Genomic DNA, 19,748 nt, shown 5'->3' on the forward strand with positions numbered 1-19,748 from the left:
AAATGCTCCTTTAAGAAAATCTTTCGCATAAGTTCTACGGCTGCCGCATTGTTTAGCTAGCTTTTAATATAAAATAATGAAGGCTGACTCAGAAACAGGTTATTTGCATACCCAATTCTTAAGACAGCCCCTCATTTAATCATTTCCCTTATTGCTAATCATATTTCAATCGATATGTCTTTACAATTATTTAGTTTGCTGCTTGGTATTCCTCAATCCGTTTCAATGCTCCGGGTTCCACTTCTTCAACGGCCTTTGCAGCTTGTTCCAGTGCCAGTTCATACTCGTATGAACGAAATAACCGCTCCGATTCCGATAATTTTGCGGATAATACAGGGTACTGACTGCGATACCTGTTTGCATACTGTATTACCTGTTCGGTCAAATAAGCTTGATCAAGTACCATATCTGTTTGTTCCGCTACTTGATTCACACTGGATTCTGCATCTGATAATGCCTTTTGCACTTCTGTGATGTCAAGGGGCTGTTTGTCCAGCACATCCAATACCCGGACATTCTTATTCGATGCATCTTCCATCAGGGTCCAAATAAAACCTGGAACTCCGGGAATATTGCTCTTACTTAAACGGCGATTGATTTGATATAAATCATCCTTCATATCAGCAAGTTTTTCTTTCGCCGTCACTTCATCTTTCCGCAGATTTTTAATTTGTTTCCTGAAATCATCGTGCTGTTTTTGAAGCTCTTCTACCTGCTGAAAGCCATTTTCCAATTCAGACCTTAGTTTGGAATGTGAAGTTTCCATTTCTTGTTCCATTTCATCGTTAATCATATGCAGCTGTTTTTTCAGCTGCCCAATGGCCTTGTCAAGAACGAGGTACTTTTCCATATCACTGTCCTCGAAATAATATGCTTTCTGCAGCTCGTCCACTTCTTCCTTAGTGATCAGAAAATCGTTTTCCAGGGTTTCCAGTTCTTCCCGATATACCGGAATTTTATTTTCCATATAATTGCGGGCAACAGCTTCTTTCTCAAGCAGCTGATACATTTCCGCCATTCGCTCTTCTATCTCATTCTTCATTTCTTTTGCAAGTTCTTCTTCTCCCTGATCCAAGGCACTTACACAATCTTTCAACCGATGCTGATACTTATGTATTTCCTTCTCAAATCCGAAGTGTTCTACACGATAGCCATCATCTTTCATACCTTTCAATCCGTTCAAGAGCTCGTTTAACTGTTGAGGAAGATCATTTTTGCACGCTGTGTACAAGGCAGGGAAATCTTCCATTTGCGTTTGGAGATTGTCAAGATCCTGCTTCAACTCTTCGACCAAGTGGCGTGCATCCGAATAGTTCCCTGATCCCACCAATTCATTGTACTGCGTGAGTTGTTTTTCCATTCCATCAATTTCCGAATCATAATATTCTTCTGCATTTCCGTACTGATAACGATTTTGGGAAAGTTGTTTCCGTAAAGCTTTTATAGTTGGCTGAATTTGTTCTATTTCTTTTCGGCTCGATTCCTCAGATTCCATTAACTCGTTCAATTCAGCAAGCATTTTTTCGATTTCATCTTCAATTGACTGGAGCACTTCTTCTGTTTTACGTAACATCTTTTTAGCTTTGGAAAATCGATATCTGTCCGCTGCTGCTTCGGAATCAAATAAATATTCCTCTATATCGGGCAGCTCTTTCGTAACAATCAGTTCCCAGCGCTCTCTCCAGGATTCGAATTTCTCCTGTGTTTCACCGGACAAATTTAAATTTTTAATACGGCTGATCTCAGAAGCAATGTTTCGATTCATAATATCCATTTTCCAGGCTTCCAACCTGTCTACCTCATCATAAATCCGTTTTCTAAGTATTAGTCCTGCAATAATCAGTGCAATAATTATCAGTATGATGCCAATGATGTAAGCCATAAAATGCCTCCTGACTGTATTTCAAATAAGAGGGTAATCTATCGATGAGTTCTCTAAGAAGAACAGGATTTGCCGAATTAATCAACAAAACACCCGAAGTTATGTCGTAATTATACTTATGATACCATGTAAATTGCATTTTTGGCTAAAAAAATACAATTAAATTGTGATTTTGACAAATTTTTTTATGCAAGCAGCGTTATACACAAAAAAATATACATAAATTAACAAAACTCTATGCTTGTTTAATCACATAATCCAGCCACTCTTCAATGGTTCGAATATACTTTTGGGCAAAAATGCCATGTGATCTTTCCCCAATCACCTGATTTTTCCATTCATGCTGCAAAATATATGGCGTAATCAGCATCCCTTTTAATTGCATCAATAAAAATTGCCGATCAAACGATTTGCCACTGCCTGAAAGGGCATCAAAAAATGCATTTTTGATGAAGTAATTTTCCTTGGCAAGATAGGTCACTGTCATCTCCCGTACAAATACCGAATCAAGAGAAAGTTCCCGGTGAATGAAACATGAAAATTGATGGTTGCTTTGCTTGTACTGTATAATAGCTTCAACCATTTTTTTCAGGCAGGTTATCGGTTCTTCGGATTCGTTTTTTTTCAGCGTCTCCTCTATTGTTTCAAGATATGCTTCATAATAGTGTGTAACAGCATGTTCCAGCAACCCTTGCTTGCTTTTAAAATAGTAACTTATTAATGAAACATTTACAGTTGCTTTATCAGCAATATCACGTACAGAAGTTCCATGAAACCCGTTTTGAAAAAATAATTGGGAAGCGGCATCGACGACTTTTTGTTTTGTAGGATATTTTATCATTAAATTCATCTCCTTATATTAAAATTACGACAAATTGAAGATTTATCCTTCAATTTTCTATCGACAAATACCCACACAAATGTCGAAATACCAGGCAATGAGAGGATAATGTGACCATGTTTCAGACGACAGCATATTCAGGTGAAAAAGTAAAAGACTACGAAATGTTATTAAAACAACTTACAGCATTGACAGAGGACGAAAACGATGTAATTGCGAATCTTTCCAATGCATCGGCACTGTTGAATCAGTTTTTGCACGATGTGAATTGGGTAGGATTTTATCTGTGGAAGGAAGACCAGCTTGTACTGGGACCATTCCAGGGGCTGCCGGCCTGTCTGCGGATTGATTATGGAAAAGGTGTTTGTGGAACAGCCATCAGTACAGGGGAGTCCCAGGTTGTCGAAGATGTTACGAAATTCCCGGGGCATATCGCCTGTGACAGTGCAAGTAAATCTGAGATTGTCATCCCATTGAAGGTTAACGGTGAAATCTTTGGTGTTTTGGATATCGACAGCCCAAGTACAAACCGTTTTGATGAGACCGATCGGGAATACCTTGAAAAGTTTGGAAAGATTGTCGAAGGATTTGGGAAATAGTTTTTTTCATTTCAGGGGATTTTTTCGTAAAAAATCCCCTGAAAAATAGAGATATGATTGACTTCTACTATGAAAACTAATATAATACTCTTTGTGTAAAATAAAAAGGTAGCTTATGTGAACCTGCGTTTATGTTATTTTGTTCCTCACTTTGAGGTGTATCGCGTAACTCTCGGCTGCTGGAGCGATGGTACATGAAAACAAAATACATGGCGATTGTGGGACACGCGGTTTTATTTTATGCAAATAAAACAAAAAGGAGGAAATGTCTCATGTCACGTTATACAGATTCCATTTGGAAAAAGTCACGTCGTCTTGGCATTTCTTTAACCGGTACCGGTAAAGAACTTGATAAGCGTCCATATGCTCCTGGTCAGCATGGACCAAACCAACGCAAGAAAATTTCAGAATTCGGTCTGCAACAACAAGAAAAGCAGAAATTGCGCTTTATGTACGGATTGAACGAACGTCAATTCCGTAACCTGTTTAACAAAGCGGGTAAAATGAAAGGTGTTCATGGTGAAAACTTCATGATTCTGCTTGAATCAAGATTGGATAACTTAGTTTATCGACTTGGACTTGCACGTACACGCAGACAATCCCGTCAGCTTGTAAACCATGGACATGTAACTGTAGATGGAAAACGCGTTGACATCCCATCATATGCGGTCAAACCTGGTCAGGTAATCGGACTGCGTGAAAAGTCTCAAAATCTGGACATCATTAAAGAGGCAATCGAGGTAAACAACTTCGTACCAGAATACATTTCATTTGATGCCGACAAACTGGAAGGAAGCTATACACGCTACCCTGAACGTTCCGAACTTCCGGCTGAAATCAACGAAGCGCTTATCGTAGAGTACTACTCACGTTAAGTTTGGTACATTGCAGAATTAAAATTTCATGCTTTGTTAAAACTCTCAACTCCCTTAGGCATTAAGGAGTTGAGAGTTTTTAATGTAATGTGAAACTAAAAAGAAGGAAATGGACTGATGATCATCTATTTCCTTCTTTTTTGTATCTGCATTATATTATGCACGGACCCACTTTCTGGCAGATTCGAGTTCTTCCATCGGATACTGAATGATTTCCACACCCGGAATGAGCTTTTCAAGATTTTCATTAAGACCCATAAACGATTCATCCGCCACAATGGCACTCTTTTTAATGCTCTTCAAATAAGGAACCACCTTCCAAGCTTCCAACATTGCTTTTGCGGTATTGCCTTCAATATTTTTGAAAACAAACAAAATATTAAACGGTTCCTCCTGCATCTTCTTTGATTTCAAAGCGTCTTTAAATTTTTGCAAGTCCTCTTGTGTCGCTGTACCCTCAGTTGTAACTTCCAACACATCTCCTTGTTCCCTTCCGTTTACTTCCAGCATAATTTCATCCCTTCATTTTCATCTTTGTCTAATCATTCCACTTTTAGCCAAGAATAAAACGTCTTAATAAATTTCGGGCGGTGCTGGGAGCCGCCCGAATTTTTTCGAATAAAAAACCGTGTCACAAACAAATAATCTGCTTGTAACACGGTTTTTATGCACAGTTTATGCTACCGTATTGACTTTACTTTTCTTTTCCTTAAAGTGTTTAAAAATTTTATATGGACCAACTGTTATTAAAGGCAATCCAAAAACAATCAGCATTCCATAACCAAGTGCCGTATATCCCTTAGATACAAGATCCATAATTCCAACCTCCGCCAGAAGTACAGATGCGGCAAGAGTTATAAATGCAACAAGGCCGCTTTGCTTTTTGGAGAGTTTCTTTTTCCCGAGTTCTTCCAAATTATTATCCAGTCTCTCGATAAATGCATGGATCATCCCTGTAGCTGTTTCAATTAATGTCCAGCCGACAACAATTCCAAACAGAACAACAACCCATGTTCCATATCCATTCAGCATTTGCAGCCATGGAATTTCTGCTCCAAATATATCTTCAGATGGATAGAATCCCATCAGGGCAAAATACGTGAGGAACCACGGCAAGGTCATCAATACACCGGCAACAATGCCGGATACAATTGTATCTTTCATTGACTTTTGTCTTTTCACTGTAAATAACGCAGCAGGATAAACAGCAAGGTTATAACCAACGTAAATGATTCCGCTCCAAATAATGGTCCAGATACTGAAATCACTCACATAACTGGTATCACCGTTCGCAAATACCTGCATTGCCTCATCCCAGGTTGAACTGATTACCATAATTCCAAAAATAATATAACCGAGCATTAATGCGATTGTGCCATATGTTTCAAAGCGTTCAATCAACCGTTCACCATACAGGTTAAGTATGCCGACAATAACAGCAATACCAACAACCCCAACCCAGTAATTAATACCCAGGGTGCTTTCTACGATTGATCCGGTAGCCGCAGCCATAATGGAAATAATCAATACTGCAAGTAATAAATAGATAATATCGAACAAAAACCAAAATGGACCAATTAAATTTTTTACCATCGACTTATAATCATACGCCCTAAAAATCCTGGCAACTTCAAACATCAGAAATGCCATAAGTCCGAATCCTAAAAAGATTGCCAGACCTGCAATCCAACCGAGTGAACCAAATTTCGCACCATATGCAACAATCTCACGCCCAGTTGCGTACCCTCCTCCAATCAGGGTGGATTGGAGGATAATGGCCGGCAAAATGAATCTTCCAAATTTGCCATCAAAGAAACTCTTTTTACCCTTTGTCTGTTCGCTCATCCTGTTTCCCCCTTATAATCCAAATTCTTCCTCTCCCCCGCTATCCCCCTTCCAATTGATTAATCATTCGAGTTAAAACCTGTCTTACTATGTTCCATTTAAATTTAGCACACGGGTTAGATCGGGTCAAGAAAATTCCAATAATTCAACCTTTAATAAATAATATAAAATCACCGGAACGCATTGCATTCCGGTGATTACCAGTTACCTTCTCAATTTGGAAATTAAACGCAAAATTTCGAGGTACAGCCATACCAGTGTTACCATGAGCCCAAATGCTCCATACCATTCCATATGCTTAGGGGCGTTGCGCTTCACACCTCTTTCAATCAGATCAAAATCCAGTGCAAGATTCAGTGCAGCCACAATAACGATACCGACACTTATCAAAATTCCGATTGGTCCGCTGCTGTGCATATAAAAAATATCATGCACACCAAACAACCGCATAATAAAGGTTATCAGGTAAGCAAGCATAATAGCTCCTGTTGCACAAAGCACGCCGATCCGGAATTTTTTGGTCACCTTAATCAGCCCCGTTTTATAAAACAGGAGCATTAAGAGTAATACTCCAAATGTCAATAACGCAGCCTGCATCGTTACGCCATCATAAAGTGATTCATACCTTGCCGAAATACCGCCAAGAACCAGCCCCTCCGCCAATGCGTACGGGATGGAAGTAAATGGTGCGGCTTTCGGTATAAATATGGTAATAAGCGCAAGAATGAACCCTGCAATCAGTCCGAATACAAGAAGCCCCGTTACCAATGATTGATTGCCGTTGAAAGACTGATTCCAGGTAAACGCTGCTGCGATAAGCAGTGCCATTGTAAGTAAAAAGGTCCTGTTGATGGTTCCCTGGAGTGTCATGCGCTTGGAAGTGAAATCGCCCGGTCGAAATGCTTTATTGCTCCATGCCGGATTTGCGGTTTGTGAATAAGAACCAATCCCAGCCATAGATCTTCACCCCTTTTATTTCCTATTTATATATCGTTACGATTATTGATAACGAATCAGAAAATATTTTTTCTTGCCCCGTCTGATAATCGTAAATTTATCATCAATCCGATCATCTGAAGTGACGACATATTTCATGTCCTGTTCCCTTGTACCATTAATGTATATCGCGCCATTATTAATGTCTTCCCTTGCCTGTCTTTTGGAGGAAGATATCGAACTGTTTACAAGCAGGTCTATCAAACCGACATCCTCTTTCTCCATTTCAAACGCCGGAACATCTTTGAATCCCTGTTCAATATCTGCCCCTGTCAGTTCCTTTAAGTCACCGCTGAATAAGGACGCAGTGATACGCTGTGCCTGTTCCAGTGCTTCCTGGCTATGCACTTCCTTTGTCATCTCTTCAGCCAGCCGTTTCTGTGCAAGACGTTGTTCCGGATGGTTCTCCAATTCCTGCTGCAAATGTTCCATCTCTTCGTCATCCATAAATGTAAAGTATTTTATAAACTTCATAACATCGCGATCATCGGTATTCACCCAGAATTGGTAAAACTCATAAGGTGACGTTTTATCGGGATCAAGCCAAATTGCACCACCGGCGGTTTTACCGAATTTCGTGCCATCTGCCTTCGTAATCAATGGAACGGTCAATCCGAATACATTTATTTCATCATCCGCATTTTCTCTTGATCTCCGTATCAGTTCCATACCGGCTGTTATATTTCCCCACTGATCACTTCCACCTATTTGCAATGTACAGTTTTCCTGTTCATACAATTTCATGAAGTCCAGTGACTGCAAAATCATATAACTGAACTCAGTGTAAGATATACCCTGTTCAATTCTCGCGGAAACGGATTCTTTCCCAAGCATGTAGTTAATGCCAAAATGCTTCCCCGCATCACGAAGAAAGTCAATAACCGTCATGCTGGCCAGCCAGTCATGGTTGTTTCTTGCGACAGCCGCATTTGATCCATTATCAAAATCAAGCTGCTTTGCAAGTTGCTGCTTTATTTTTTCACTATATCCTTTTACAACAGATGCTTCATTCAGGGAACGTTCACTGGAGCGGCCACTCGGATCACCTATCATACCAGTCCCTCCGCCAATTAAAGCAATTGGTCTGTGTCCTGCACGCTGAAATCTCTTCAGCATGGTGATCGGTACTAAATGCCCAATGTGCAGACTGTCAGCTGTTGGATCAAACCCGCAATATACAGTCACCTGATTCTCATCAAGATGTTTTTTCAGTCCTTTGTCATCTGTTGTTTGATGAATAAGATTTCGCTTATCCAGATCCTTTAAAATATCCATGTAACCTACTCCTCTTTTCTATAAAATTAAAAAAACCCATCCCTCCTGAAAGGGACGAGTTTACGCTCGCGGTACCACCCTTGTTACACACATGTGTCACTTTGGGATTGTTAACGATGGTTCTCACCGTCTTGAAAAAGACGCTCCGGAATTGTAATTCGCCTGCATTTGTTTACCGACTTCCACCAACCGTCAGCTCGCTGAAAAAGGGAAATGCAACACTACTGTTATCTTTCATTGCGTATTTCGTTTCATTATGATTTATTCATACCACACCACGCATTTAAACGCAATAGGCAGTTACAAATTATTATACACCAATTCAACCTGCTATGCTATAATAGATTGTGGAATTTAGGAGGTTTTATAGTGAATTATAAAGAATTGCTTCAAAAATATATGCAGAAAGTAAAAGATGCCTGGCACGCTGGGAAAATTCAACGGACATCCAGAATTACCTATGATGTCCTATGGAACGTAATCCTGATTTTTCTTATTATTGGACTGATAGGTTTCTTTTTCGCTGGCGGATTAGGGGCAGGTTATTTTGCCTCCCTTGTAAAAGATGAGCCTGTTCGAAGTTACGCAAGTATGAAGAAAGATATTTATAACTATGAGGAGACGTCAAAACTATATTTTGCTGGCGGTAACTATTTTGGCGATGTACGTTCTGATATACATAGAGAAGAAGTCTCGCTTGATAATGTTTCCGATAAGCTGATTCAAGCTGTAATCGCAACAGAGGACAGGAACTTTAGAATGCATGAAGGAGTCGTGCCAAAAGCGATTGTCAGAGCGGTTGTACAACAGGTCACAAATGCTCCCTTACAATCAGGAGGAAGCACACTTACCCAGCAGCTTGTCAAAAACCAAATTCTGACAAATGAAGTATCTTTTGAACGAAAAGCAAAAGAAATATTAATTGCTATGCGGTTGGAGCGTTTTTTTGACAAAGGCGAAATACTGGAAGCCTATTTGAATATTATCCCATACGGACGCGATGCTTCCGGTAATAACATAGCCGGAATTCAAACCGCTGCACAAGGTATTTTTGGCAAAGATGCATCAAAGCTGAATTTACCACAAGCAGCCTTCCTGGCCGGGCTCCCGCAAAGCCCATCCTATTATACCCCATTTAAAAATAGTGGCGGATTAAAGAACAAAGAAGGATTGCAGCCTGGAATAAACAGAATGAAAACGGTACTTGAACGTATGCTTGATGCAAGTTATATTACAAAAAAACAATACAAAAAAGCAATAAACTATGATATTGTCGCCGATTTTATTGAAGAGTCAAAATCGACAATTGAAAAATATCCATACTTGACGTTTGAGGCAGAGGATCGTGCCAAAGATATCATTATGGAATACCTGGCTGAACAAGACGGATATTCTATAAAAGATCTGAAAAAAGATGAAAAATTGATGGAAGAGTACAAGATTCTTGCCGATCGTGCCATGCGTAAAAATGGTTATAAAATCCATACGACAATAGATAAGAAGATTCATGACAAATTTAAGAAAATCGTAAAAAACTATGAACAATATGGTCCTACCTGGACTGGCGATGTGGTTGTTAATTCAGAAACTGGTGAAACCAAAACAATCACCCAGAAAATCCAGACTGGTGGAATTCTGATTGAAAACAGCACCGGCAGAATTATTAGTTTCATAGGCGGCAGAAATTACAGTCAAGATAACCAGATTAACTATATGACGGCACCACGTCCAAATGGAAGTACAATGAAACCGATTCTTGATTATGCGCCGGCAATGGAAATGGGCAAAATCCAGCCGGGAACACCGATTGCCGATGTAGAAACGCAATTTTATATGCCAGGAATGCCAAAAGCCTGGAGCCCAAGCAACTATATCCAGGGTTCCTATCACGGAATCGTTTCAGCCCGTAAAGCATTGGCGAAATCCTATAACATTCCGGCAGCCAAAGTATACCGGAAAATTGTTGAACAAAATCCGGCCAAAAATTTCCTGATTGATAAAATGGGGATAACGACACTTACCAAAGGCGATCAGACAAACTTGTCCCTTTCTCTTGGACAGCCGACGTATGGAATAAGTGTGGAAGAAAACACGAACGCATTCAGTACATTTGGCAATAACGGGAAATTCAACGATGCTTACCTGATTCAAAAAATTACTACCAATGATGGAAAAGTAATTTACAAACATAAAAAAAAGCCTGTTGATGTATTTTCACCGCAAACAAACTATTTAACCATTGATATGATGCGTGATGTCATTGACAGTGGTACAGCAACATTCCTGAACTCGCAGTTAAAGTACAGCGGCGTTGACTGGGCAGGAAAAACCGGTACGTCAAACTTTTGGCAAGACACATGGTTTGTGGGTGTAAACCCAAATGTCACTTTCGGAACATGGATGGGATATGAAATTCCTAAATCAATCAAATGTGCAGGTTGTTCTCTTAGTTACAGTAACCGTAATATCAACCTGTGGGCTGAACTGATCAATGCGGCTTCAGACATTCGCCCTGACCTTGTGGCACCACAGGACAATTTTGAACGTCCAAGCGGTATTGTTTCCCGCAGTTATTGTGCCATTTCGGGAATGCTTCCATCTGAACTATGTAAAAAAGCCGGTCTGATTCAGACTGATCTGTTTAATGCCAAGTATGTGCCTACAAAGAAAGATGATAGTTTAATAGAAGGCTCCTATGTCATGGTTAATGGTCAGGCTGTAGTTGCAGGACCGCATACACCGGCTGAGTTTACACAAGGAAACGGACTTGCATTCAATCCGGAATTTTTGAAGCGAAAAGGTTGGGACAGACTGAATGATTTATCCAAGCTGTTCCCACGCACTAACCGGGATAAATGGTCCAAGATAGGCCTGCCATCATCCAATGTTGGTTCAGGTTCAATCGATAATGATGGTAAGGCACCTTCCGCCCCATCTTCTGTTTCCGTTTCAGGGGGAAATTTATCCTGGAGTAAATCCGGAAGCAATGATGTAGTTGGCTACCGGATTTATAAAGCATCCAGTCCTGGCGGTTCATACAGCAAAGTTGGAAGCACAACCGGAACAAGCTATTCCGTTTCAGGAGGCGGTGCTTATATCGTCCGTGCAGTGGATTATTTCGGAATGGAATCATCCGCATCAAAATCGGCTGTCTCCGGTAACCCATCCAAAAAGGACGATAAAGATAAAGGTAAGCCGGATAAGCCGAATAAACCTGATAAACCTGACAAGCCAAATAAACCGGATAAACCCGATAAGCCTGACAAGCCCGATAAACCGGATAAACCCGATAAGCCAGATAAACCAGGTAACAATGGAGATAATAATGGCGGTAATAACGATAAACCGGAAGATAAGAAACAAAACAACTAATAGACCCAACAACAGTTACGGTCGGTTGGCAATATAATGTAAAGATATCCCGTATCACGAATAAGGTGATACGGGTTTCTTATTTGTTGAAACCAATGGATGGATTGTTGTGGAACTTTTCACTGGTTACGGTCTATCCGCCTGTGAAGGTTGATATACATGAATGTAGGTTGATTCCTGTAACGCGATGGTTGATTCTTTCCTGTTGAAGGTTGATACCTTGCTGAGGAAGGTCGATTTCCCCTTATTAAAGGTCGATAACCGTCCACGAAGGTTGATACCCTGCTGATGAAGGTCGATTTCCCCTTATTAAAGGTCGATAACCGTCCACGAAGGTTGATTCCCCGCTGAGGAAGGTCGATTCCCCTTATTAAAGGTCGATAACCGTCCACAAAGGTTGATTCCCCGCTGATGAAGGTTGATAGCGCCAACGCCGCATTGCTTTTCAAAACTACTGCCACTAATAAGACAAGACTACCTTTACTTTGTCAATTTCCGCTTTTTACTAAAAATACAGACGAATCTCCTGTATAATGAAAGTAGTTAAGGGTGGTGAAAATGTGGAGCATGTTAAAACGTACCATTCAACAGAACGAAAAACTGATAAAGGCTCTGTCATAATTGAAGGGCCGGTCCCTTCTTCCGAGTTGCAGAAATACGATTTCCATGAACATTTAACAGCATTTCGACGCGCACCGCAACAATTCGAAGCAATCAAAAATATTGCCGACTTTGAAGAAGGACGCATCATTATTGCCAGGACTGAAAATACAATCATCGGGTATGTTACTTATTTGCATCCGGATCCACTGGAACGGTGGTCCGAATTTAAAATGGAAGATCTGATTGAACTTGGTGCAATTGAAATCATACCTGAATATCGGGGGGCCGGTATTGCATCCGGACTTCTGAAGCTATCGATGCTTGATGATTATATGGAAAATTACATTGTCATTTCCACTGAATACTATTGGCACTGGGATTTAGATGGTACGCGCCTCAGTGTTTGGGACTACCGAAAAGTGATGGAGAAGATGATGGCTGCAGGCGGACTTGTTCCCGCACCAACAGATGATCCGGAAATCATCTCCCATCCTGCAAACTGCCTGATGGTTAGAATTGGAAATAACGTACCGGAATCGTCCATTGAACAATTTGATAAACTCCGATTTTTACAACGGCATCAATACCGCAACATGAGGGAGGGGTTGTAAATGCTAGTTGAAGAGATTATGAAGACAGATGTAACAGCACTGCCGCCAACAGCACTGATTGCAGAGGCATTAAAACTGCTTCATGAAAACAAAATCCGTCACATCCCCATTATTAATGAAAAGAAAAATGTCATTGGAATTGTTTCCGATCGGGATGTCCGGGATGCGTCGCCATCAATTTTTGAAAAAAATAAAGAAAATACGGAACTGCAAAATGAAATTCATACGATTATGAGTAAACCGGTAGTTACTGTTCATCCTCTCGATTTTGTAGAGGAAATAGCCGGGATATTCTATGAGGAAGAATTTGCATGTCTTCCCGTGGTCAGCAATGATAAACTGGTTGGATTAATCACAGAGAAGGATATGCTTCATACGTTAATTAAAATCACCGGTACAAATGTTCAAAGCTCCCATATTGAAGTTAAAGTCCCGCATAAACCAGGGATTCTCCCTGAAGTTGCAGCAATATTTGGAGCCCGAAAAACCAACATAACATCTGTGTTAGTCTACCCATATAAAGATGATCCAAGCTATAAAATTCTTGTTTTCCGCATTCAGACTATGAATCCATTACCAGTTATTCATGATATCCGGGAAGCAGGATATGAGTTAATCTGGCCAACCGCTGATACGGGGCCAAACCTATGACTTGCAATGCAGCCTTTGTTTTTTCAGATGCCTTTTTAAACTACCATTTTCATTCGGATCATCCTTTTAATCAGACACGGGTTCTATTATCAAAAGCGTTATTGGAACAATCCGGTCTGCTGACTAACGAAAATATCATTAAGCCGCGAAAAGCGACAATGGAAGAACTCGGTCTTTTTCATGATGTAAGTTTTGTTGAGGCGGTTCAGAAAGCTGGCAGTGGCAGACTCGACCCTGATGAAGGACTGGAATATGGACTTGGCACAGAAGATACACCTGTATTTGAAGGGATGCATGAAGCATCCAGTTATTTGGTTGGAGGTACCCTTACAGCGGTCGACCAGGTGTTGCAAGGCAACAGTGAACACGCACTCAATCTTGGCGGCGGCCTCCACCATGGGTTCAAGCGAAAAGCAAGTGGATTCTGTATTTATAATGATGGGGCAGTTGCGCTGAAATATATCCGTAAAAAGTATGGACTTCGGGCATTATATATTGACACAGATGCTCATCATGGTGATGGAGTACAATGGGCATTCTATGATGATCCACAGGTTTGTACATTATCAATCCATGAGACTGGCCGCTATCTTTTCCCCGGAACCGGAAATGTAAATGAACGCGGCATTAAAGAAGGCCACGGCTTTTCATTCAACATACCTATTGATGCATTTACAGAAGATGAATCTTTTTTGCAGGTTTATGAATCCGCCATACGGAATATTGCAGCCTATTTTAAGCCGGACGTTATCATAACACAGAACGGGGCTGACGCGCATACATACGATCCGCTCACCCATCTTTGCACTACAATGGAGAGTTACGCCAAAATACCACAACTGGCACATGAAATTGCTCATGAATATTGTGAGGGACGATGGATTGCCCTTGGCGGAGGCGGATATGATATGTGGCGGGTCGTTCCTCGTGCCTGGTCGCAAGTTTGGAGTGTCATGAAAACAGGATCTGAACAAATCGGCCCGATACCGGAAACGTGGCTTAGACAATGGCAGCCGGAAGCTCCTGTTGCACTGCCGAAAAACTGGCACGATGATAGAAGCATTGTTCCGAATATTCCACGCAAAAACGAAATTATGGATAAAAACGCGAATCTGCTGCAGAACGCTTTAAAGTATACCAATCATATACAAACGGAGAGATGATTTTTCATCTCTCCGTTTATTAGCTTTCATAGATGATTACTTTGTTGAATTTCTTTGCACAATTCGGTGTGGAAGAACAACCTTTTTCTCGTCGACTTCCTCTTTATTCATAAATTTCGTCAACAGTCGCATAGCAACCGCGCCAATATCATACATAGGCTGGACTATTGTTGACAGGGTCGGACGAACCATTGTTGCCAGTCTCGTATTATCAAATCCGAATACTTCCAGATCTTCAGGTACTTTATAGCCTTTATCCTGTGCACCGTGAATAACGCCCAGTGCCATTTCATCAGATGCCACGAAAACTGCTGTCGGCCTGTTCTCTAGTGCGAGCAGTTCTTCTACAACCTTTATTCCTGAATTATAGGTATAGTCACCTTCCAGAATGTAATTATCGTCAATATTGATTGATTTTTCCCGTAACGCACGCAGATACCCTTTATATTTTTGCTGATTAATCAGCGTATCCTCCCGTCCGGAAATGAATGCAATTTTATCATTCGCATTATCAATCAAGAATGAGGTGGCTTCGTAAGCAGCTACTTCATAATCGATATTAACGGATGGAATTGTGTCTGTTTCATCGTACGTAGCTGCCAGAACAACCGGGATTGATGAACTTTCGAATTGGTCCACATGTTCTTTGGAAATGTTACCGCCCATAAAAAGAATACCGTCAACCTGTTTCTCCAGCATCGTATTAATGAGCTGCAGTTCTTTGTCTTTGTTTTGATCAGAGTTACTTAAGATCATATTGTACTTGTACATCGTTGCAATGTCTTCAATACCTCTCGCAAGTTCTGCAAAAAAGATGCTGGAAATGTCCGGGATGATCGCCCCGACCGTTGTCGTTTTTTTACTGGCCAGTCCGCGGGCAACGGCGTTCGGCCTGTATCCCAATTGTTCAATGGTGTTCAGCACTTTTTTACGGGTTGCAGGCTTTACATTTGGATTTCCATTAACTACCCTTGATACTGTTGCCATCGATACATTTGCTTCTCTTGCCACATCATAAATTGTTATGTTCATGCTAATCTACCTCCATAAATACGGTTCCTATGCATATATCATACTTTACCGGGAAAAAAAACACAAAAAATTTAAGGCTGATCGTAAATAGATCAGCCTTAAATCAGCTACTTGCGATTCGAAAATGCTTCCAATTCTTTGTTAAACGTATCAAATGTCGGGATATCCATCTGTTGGGCAGCATCGGATAATGCAACTGCTGGATCAGGGTGAACCTCCGCCATCACCCCGTCAGCACCGATTGCAAGGGCTGCCTTTGCGGTTGGCAGCAATATATCCCTGCGTCCCGTTGAGTGTGTGACATCAACCATAACCGGCAAGTGTGTTTCCTGTTTAAGAATTGGCACCGCAGAAATATCAAGTGTATTTCTAGTAGCCTTTTCATACGTACGAATACCACGCTCACAAAGAATAATATTTCCATTGCCACGGGAGATGATGTATTCAGCAGCATTAATGAATTCTGAAATAGTTGCTGACAAACCGCGTTTCAGCAACACGGGCTTATCAACTTCCCCTGCAGCTTTTAACAATTCAAAGTTTTGCATATTGCGTGCACCGATTTGAATGACGTCAATATAATCGGCCGCTTCTTCGATATGGGCTGGGTTAACAATTTCACTGACGACAGCGAGATCAAACTCATCTGCCACCTTCTTCAAAATTTGCAAACCTTCCAGTCCAAGACCTTGGAAATCATATGGAGAAGTTCTTGGTTTGAATGCGCCGCCCCGTAACAGTTTATTTCCATTGCGTTTAATTGCCTTGGCTACTTCTGCAACCTGATCATAACTTTCCACCGCACATGGTCCGAAAATATTATGCGTGTTCCCATCACCGAACTTTTCCCCTTTAATGTCGATAACCGTATCCTCAGGCTTCATTTTTCTGGAAACCAGTAAAGCTTTTCGGTGATCATCTTCTTGCAATTCCAGACTTGCTTTAAAAATCTCTTTAAAAATATGTTCAATCGTGGAATTGTCAAATGGTCCATTATTCTTTTCGGAAAGTTTATCAAGCATTTTCCGTTCTCTGACCGGATCAAACCGCTTAATGCTCTGTTTATTTTTCACTTTACCGATTTGTTGTGCTGTTTTCCCACGCTCAATGATAAGATCCAGCAACTCCATATTAATCCTGTCAAGATTCTCACGCAGTTGTTCCAATTCATTTTGGCTCATTTTTACCCCTCCTGAACTCTATCTTTTTACCTGATTGAAATAGGCCAATTTTTAATAATTAGAAACTATTATAACGAAATTATGTGGCTTTGTCATCAGGAAATTTTAAAAATCTGGGTTTTTAAAAAGCCAATCATATCAGGCTATTTGATGTAAGCGCTTCATCTGTTATCAAATACAGATTTGCAGTAAGAGTGCCAGTTTTTTACATTTAAAAATTTTTTTCAGACAAATTGTTTTCTAATCAAAAAAAGATCTGCAGCGTTAATTCACGTGCAGATCTTTTTCCCTTATTTATTATCTTCTGCTTCTTCTGCCGCCTCTTCAATTGCATCTGCGAGTTCTTCTGCTGCTTCCTCTGCGGCAGTCTCCTGATTTTTCCGCTCATTCCATTTTCCCTGAACATTTTTGGTCAATTCCTGCGTCTTTTGAGTGAATTTTTCCTTTGAGTCTGCAGCTTTTGACTTTAGATTTGAGCCCTTTTCATATGCCATATCTTTCAAGCCGGAGCCCTTTTCATATGCGGCGTCCTTCCATGTACCGGCACGCCCTTTTAGCTGTGTTGCACCATCATTCAGATTTCCCCGCAGTTCATGACCTGCTTTTGGTGCAAATAATAAAGCCGCAGCTGCACCAACGAATCCGCCAATAAGCGTTCCAATCAGAAAGTCTTTACTGTTAATGTTGCTCTCTCCCATATAACCTTCCTCCGTTCTTATTTATTTTTCTTCCTTTTCAAATAATCGACTGCCTTATTTCCCCATTGCATAACCTGTGATGTTTGATCCTGATTTTCGGAAGCGGAATTGGAAATGCTCTTCGATAATTTGCTTAATGAACCATTAACACCCTTAACCGTTTCGCCAATTCCTTTAATCCCTTCAAATAGTCCATCTAATTTTGTCGATTTTTCATTTACATCGTCAGCCAGTTTATTGGTTTTATTCAACAAGGCAGATGTTTCGGATGTTATGCCCTGCATTTGTTTTTCAAGGCTGTCCAATGTTCCTCCAACATTATTCATCGTTTGCTTTGCCGCTTTTAGTGTAATAATTAAATAAACAACAAGTACGGCAAAAGCCACTGCAACGATTATTGCTGCGATATACAACAAACTCTCCACTGGTAATTCAGCTCCTTCGAATCCTATGACATTTAATGCGGAATCATTTTTGTCACAAAAGATGAAAATATTTTTATTACACATTCCCTAAATAACATTACATAAACATATCATAACATACCAGTTGACTGCTTGTACCAGTCAACTAAACAATAATGCACTTTTAATGCTCCGGATTGAGCATAAAAAGCTGAGAGTTAACTTGCAGTCGAGAGGCAAATACCGAACCTTGGAATTACCACCGATTTGCAAGAAATTATTATAAATGCGAAATAGAGCCCTTCATCCAAGGCTCTTACGCATTCAATCTGTTATTTTCGGACAGAGAAAGTTGCTCTTCATAAGCCTGCTGAAACTTCTGAATATCTCCTGCTCCCATAAAAATCAGCACACTATCTTCGTTCTCGCGCAGTAATTCCGTACTGGACAATTCCAATATGGCGCTTCCTTCTATCCGTTCCTGTAAATCATGAATGGTAAGCTTACCGCTATCCTCACGGGCAGACCCGAAAATATCGCATAAATAGACATTGTCAGCATTGGAAAGACTATCTGCAAATTCCTGTAAAAAAGTTTTCGTTCTCGAAAATGTATGCGGCTGGAAAATTGCAGTTATGGATTTTCCCGGATACTTTTTGCGCGCAGAATCAATAGTTGCTGTGATCTCTTTTGGATGATGTGCATAATCATCAATTAAAATCTGATCACCAATTTTCTTTTCCGTAAATCGGCGCTTTACGCCCTGGAACGTACTGAGTGCCTTGATATCATCAGCCTTCATATCTTCATAATGGCAAATCGCAATCACAGACAATGCATTAAGAATATTATGATCCCCATACATTGGAATTTGGAACGTATCATAAAACGTGTTACGTACAAATACATCAAATTCAGTTCCGTTGTCTGTTTCCCTTACGTTTTGTGCCTGAAAATCATTTGTTTCGGCAAATCCGTAATAAACAACCGGAACTTTTGCCTGGATTTTCTGTAATTGTTCATCATCACCACAGGCAATGATCCCTTTTTTCACTTTCTCTGCCATTGACTGAAATGCTTTAAAGACATCATCAATACTTGTGTAATAATCCGGATGATCAAAGTCAATGTTGGTCATGATTGCATAATCAGGCTCATACCGCAAAAAATGGCGGCGGTATTCACACGCCTCGAAAGCAAAATACCTGCTGTCTACATGCCCTTTTCCGGTACCATCGCCAATTAAGTAAGAGATCGGATAAGTTTCATTTAAAACATGTGCCAGCAGACCAGTAGTTGATGTCTTTCCATGTGCGCCTGTTACAGCAATACTGGTAAACTGTTTAAGCCATTCCCCTAAAAATTCGTGATATCTGTAAAAAGATAAACCTTGTCGCTTCGCTTCTTTTATTTCCTGATGCTCATCAGAAAATGCATTCCCGGCGATTATGGTTAACCCCTCTTTGATGTTGCTTTCTGCAAAAGGAAGAATCGGGATATTTTTCTTTTCCAATGCTTCCTGTGTAAAAAAACGTTTTTCCACATCGGAACCCTGCACCTTTTCCCCTGAATCATGAAGTATTTGGGCAAGTGCGCTCATCCCGGTCCCCTTGATACCAATAAAATGGTAAGTTGTCATAAAAAAGAACCTCCAAAAAATATATAAAAACCTTTATATTCGTTACTTCTCAATAGTCACTTCAATCATTATAGCAAAACT

17 protein-coding genes and 1 other annotated feature are annotated in these 19,748 nt (G+C 40.4%); of the genes, 6 read left to right on the forward strand and 11 right to left on the reverse strand.

What is annotated here, in order from left to right; all coding sequences use genetic code 11:
* Positions 1–190: 190 nt before the first annotated feature.
* Entirely contained in the window at positions 191–1,882 is a 1,692-nt protein-coding gene (gene ezrA, locus B1K71_RS12635; protein ID WP_077327526.1) for a septation ring formation regulator EzrA, read from the reverse strand.
* Between the two features lie 235 nt (positions 1,883–2,117).
* On the reverse strand, positions 2,118–2,723 hold the full coding sequence (refZ, locus tag B1K71_RS12640; RefSeq protein ID WP_077327527.1) for a forespore capture DNA-binding protein RefZ: 606 nt from the start codon (positions 2,721–2,723) through the stop codon (positions 2,118–2,120).
* A gap of 116 nt (positions 2,724–2,839) precedes the next feature.
* Between refZ and B1K71_RS12645 the strand changes: the two genes are divergently transcribed.
* Both B1K71_RS12645 and rpsD read left to right on the forward strand, forming a co-directional pair.
* Positions 2,840–3,322, forward strand: a complete 483-nt coding sequence (locus tag B1K71_RS12645) for a GAF domain-containing protein (protein WP_077327530.1) — start codon at positions 2,840–2,842, stop codon at positions 3,320–3,322.
* A 272-nt stretch (positions 3,323–3,594) separates the two neighbouring features.
* Positions 3,595–4,197 (forward strand): 30S ribosomal protein S4, encoded by a 603-nt coding sequence (rpsD, locus tag B1K71_RS12650; protein ID WP_077327533.1) that lies wholly within the window; start codon positions 3,595–3,597, stop codon positions 4,195–4,197.
* A 156-nt stretch (positions 4,198–4,353) separates the two neighbouring features.
* Here the strand turns inward: rpsD and B1K71_RS12655 are convergent, their stop codons facing one another.
* The 4 genes from B1K71_RS12655 to tyrS form a co-directional block, all read right to left on the reverse strand.
* Positions 4,354–4,707 carry an STAS/SEC14 domain-containing protein gene (locus B1K71_RS12655; protein WP_077327536.1) on the reverse strand — a complete coding sequence of 118 codons (354 nt, stop codon included), beginning with the start codon at positions 4,705–4,707 and terminating at the stop codon, positions 4,354–4,356.
* A 165-nt stretch (positions 4,708–4,872) separates the two neighbouring features.
* Positions 4,873–6,042, reverse strand: a complete 1,170-nt coding sequence (locus B1K71_RS12660) for a YkvI family membrane protein (protein ID WP_077327538.1) — start codon at positions 6,040–6,042, stop codon at positions 4,873–4,875.
* 204 nt (positions 6,043–6,246) lie between these two features.
* On the reverse strand, positions 6,247–6,999 hold the full coding sequence (locus B1K71_RS12665) for a Bax inhibitor-1/YccA family protein (RefSeq protein WP_077327541.1): 753 nt from the start codon (positions 6,997–6,999) through the stop codon (positions 6,247–6,249).
* Between the two features lie 42 nt (positions 7,000–7,041).
* Positions 7,042–8,313: a tyrosine--tRNA ligase gene (gene tyrS / locus B1K71_RS12670; RefSeq protein ID WP_077327544.1), complete on the reverse strand. Its 1,272-nt coding sequence runs from the start codon at positions 8,311–8,313 to the stop codon at positions 7,042–7,044.
* Between the two features lie 47 nt (positions 8,314–8,360).
* Positions 8,361–8,560 (reverse strand) — a binding site (T-box leader).
* A gap of 122 nt (positions 8,561–8,682) precedes the next feature.
* Here tyrS and B1K71_RS12675 point away from each other — a divergent pair.
* From B1K71_RS12675 to B1K71_RS12690, 4 genes are all read left to right on the forward strand, one after another.
* Positions 8,683–11,685, forward strand: a complete 3,003-nt coding sequence (locus B1K71_RS12675) for a transglycosylase domain-containing protein (RefSeq protein ID WP_077327548.1) — start codon at positions 8,683–8,685, stop codon at positions 11,683–11,685.
* A 560-nt stretch (positions 11,686–12,245) separates the two neighbouring features.
* Positions 12,246–12,899: a GNAT family N-acetyltransferase gene (locus tag B1K71_RS12680; RefSeq protein WP_077327549.1), complete on the forward strand. Its 654-nt coding sequence runs from the start codon at positions 12,246–12,248 to the stop codon at positions 12,897–12,899.
* Entirely contained in the window at positions 12,900–13,550 is a 651-nt protein-coding gene (locus tag B1K71_RS12685; RefSeq protein ID WP_077327552.1) for an acetoin utilization AcuB family protein, read from the forward strand.
* Positions 13,547–14,713, forward strand: coding sequence for an acetoin utilization protein AcuC (locus tag B1K71_RS12690; RefSeq protein WP_077327555.1), 1,167 nt, complete (start codon positions 13,547–13,549; stop codon positions 14,711–14,713). Before B1K71_RS12685 ends, B1K71_RS12690 begins: the two co-directional genes overlap by 4 nt.
* Before the next feature lie 36 nt (positions 14,714–14,749).
* On the opposite strand, the gene ccpA is transcribed toward B1K71_RS12690, so the two are convergent.
* From ccpA to murC, 5 genes are all read right to left on the reverse strand, one after another.
* Positions 14,750–15,745, reverse strand: coding sequence for a catabolite control protein A (gene ccpA / locus B1K71_RS12695; protein ID WP_077327557.1), 996 nt, complete (start codon positions 15,743–15,745; stop codon positions 14,750–14,752).
* A gap of 107 nt (positions 15,746–15,852) precedes the next feature.
* Positions 15,853–16,926 (reverse strand): bifunctional 3-deoxy-7-phosphoheptulonate synthase/chorismate mutase, encoded by a 1,074-nt coding sequence (locus tag B1K71_RS12700; RefSeq protein ID WP_077327560.1) that lies wholly within the window; start codon positions 16,924–16,926, stop codon positions 15,853–15,855.
* Positions 16,927–17,216: 290 nt separating this feature from the next.
* Positions 17,217–17,624 carry a YtxH domain-containing protein gene (locus B1K71_RS12705; RefSeq protein ID WP_077327563.1) on the reverse strand — a complete coding sequence of 136 codons (408 nt, stop codon included), beginning with the start codon at positions 17,622–17,624 and terminating at the stop codon, positions 17,217–17,219.
* Positions 17,625–17,641: 17 nt separating this feature from the next.
* On the reverse strand, positions 17,642–18,049 hold the full coding sequence (locus tag B1K71_RS12710) for a DUF948 domain-containing protein (protein WP_077327565.1): 408 nt from the start codon (positions 18,047–18,049) through the stop codon (positions 17,642–17,644).
* A 295-nt stretch (positions 18,050–18,344) separates the two neighbouring features.
* Positions 18,345–19,667 carry a UDP-N-acetylmuramate--L-alanine ligase gene (gene murC, locus B1K71_RS12715; RefSeq protein ID WP_077327568.1) on the reverse strand — a complete coding sequence of 441 codons (1,323 nt, stop codon included), beginning with the start codon at positions 19,665–19,667 and terminating at the stop codon, positions 18,345–18,347.
* Positions 19,668–19,748: the final 81 nt, after the last annotated feature.

This window comes from Virgibacillus siamensis (assembly GCF_900162695.1).
Lineage (GTDB): Bacteria > Bacillota > Bacilli > Bacillales > Amphibacillaceae > Lentibacillus > Lentibacillus siamensis_A.

Bases quoted from the DNA above. Each gene is read 5' to 3' on its own strand.
- B1K71_RS12705 (WP_077327563.1), bottom strand. From the start codon at position 17,624: ATGGGAGAGAGCAACATTAACAGTAAAGACTTTCTGATTGGAACGCTT.
- B1K71_RS12645 (WP_077327530.1), top strand. From the start codon at position 2,840: ATGTTTCAGACGACAGCATATTCAGGTGAAAAAGTAAAAGACTACGAA.
- murC (WP_077327568.1), bottom strand. From the start codon at position 19,667: ATGACAACTTACCATTTTATTGGTATCAAGGGGACCGGGATGAGCGCA.
- ezrA (WP_077327526.1), bottom strand. From the start codon at position 1,882: ATGGCTTACATCATTGGCATCATACTGATAATTATTGCACTGATTATT.
- B1K71_RS12685 (WP_077327552.1), top strand. From the start codon at position 12,900: ATGCTAGTTGAAGAGATTATGAAGACAGATGTAACAGCACTGCCGCCA.
- B1K71_RS12700 (WP_077327560.1), bottom strand. From the start codon at position 16,926: ATGAGCCAAAATGAATTGGAACAACTGCGTGAGAATCTTGACAGGATT.
- refZ (WP_077327527.1), bottom strand. From the start codon at position 2,723: ATGATAAAATATCCTACAAAACAAAAAGTCGTCGATGCCGCTTCCCAA.
- B1K71_RS12690 (WP_077327555.1), top strand. From the start codon at position 13,547: ATGACTTGCAATGCAGCCTTTGTTTTTTCAGATGCCTTTTTAAACTAC.
- tyrS (WP_077327544.1), bottom strand. From the start codon at position 8,313: ATGGATATTTTAAAGGATCTGGATAAGCGAAATCTTATTCATCAAACA.
- ccpA (WP_077327557.1), bottom strand. From the start codon at position 15,745: ATGAACATAACAATTTATGATGTGGCAAGAGAAGCAAATGTATCGATG.
- rpsD (WP_077327533.1), top strand. From the start codon at position 3,595: ATGTCACGTTATACAGATTCCATTTGGAAAAAGTCACGTCGTCTTGGC.
- B1K71_RS12655 (WP_077327536.1), bottom strand. From the start codon at position 4,707: ATGCTGGAAGTAAACGGAAGGGAACAAGGAGATGTGTTGGAAGTTACA.
- B1K71_RS12665 (WP_077327541.1), bottom strand. From the start codon at position 6,999: ATGGCTGGGATTGGTTCTTATTCACAAACCGCAAATCCGGCATGGAGC.
- B1K71_RS12660 (WP_077327538.1), bottom strand. From the start codon at position 6,042: ATGAGCGAACAGACAAAGGGTAAAAAGAGTTTCTTTGATGGCAAATTT.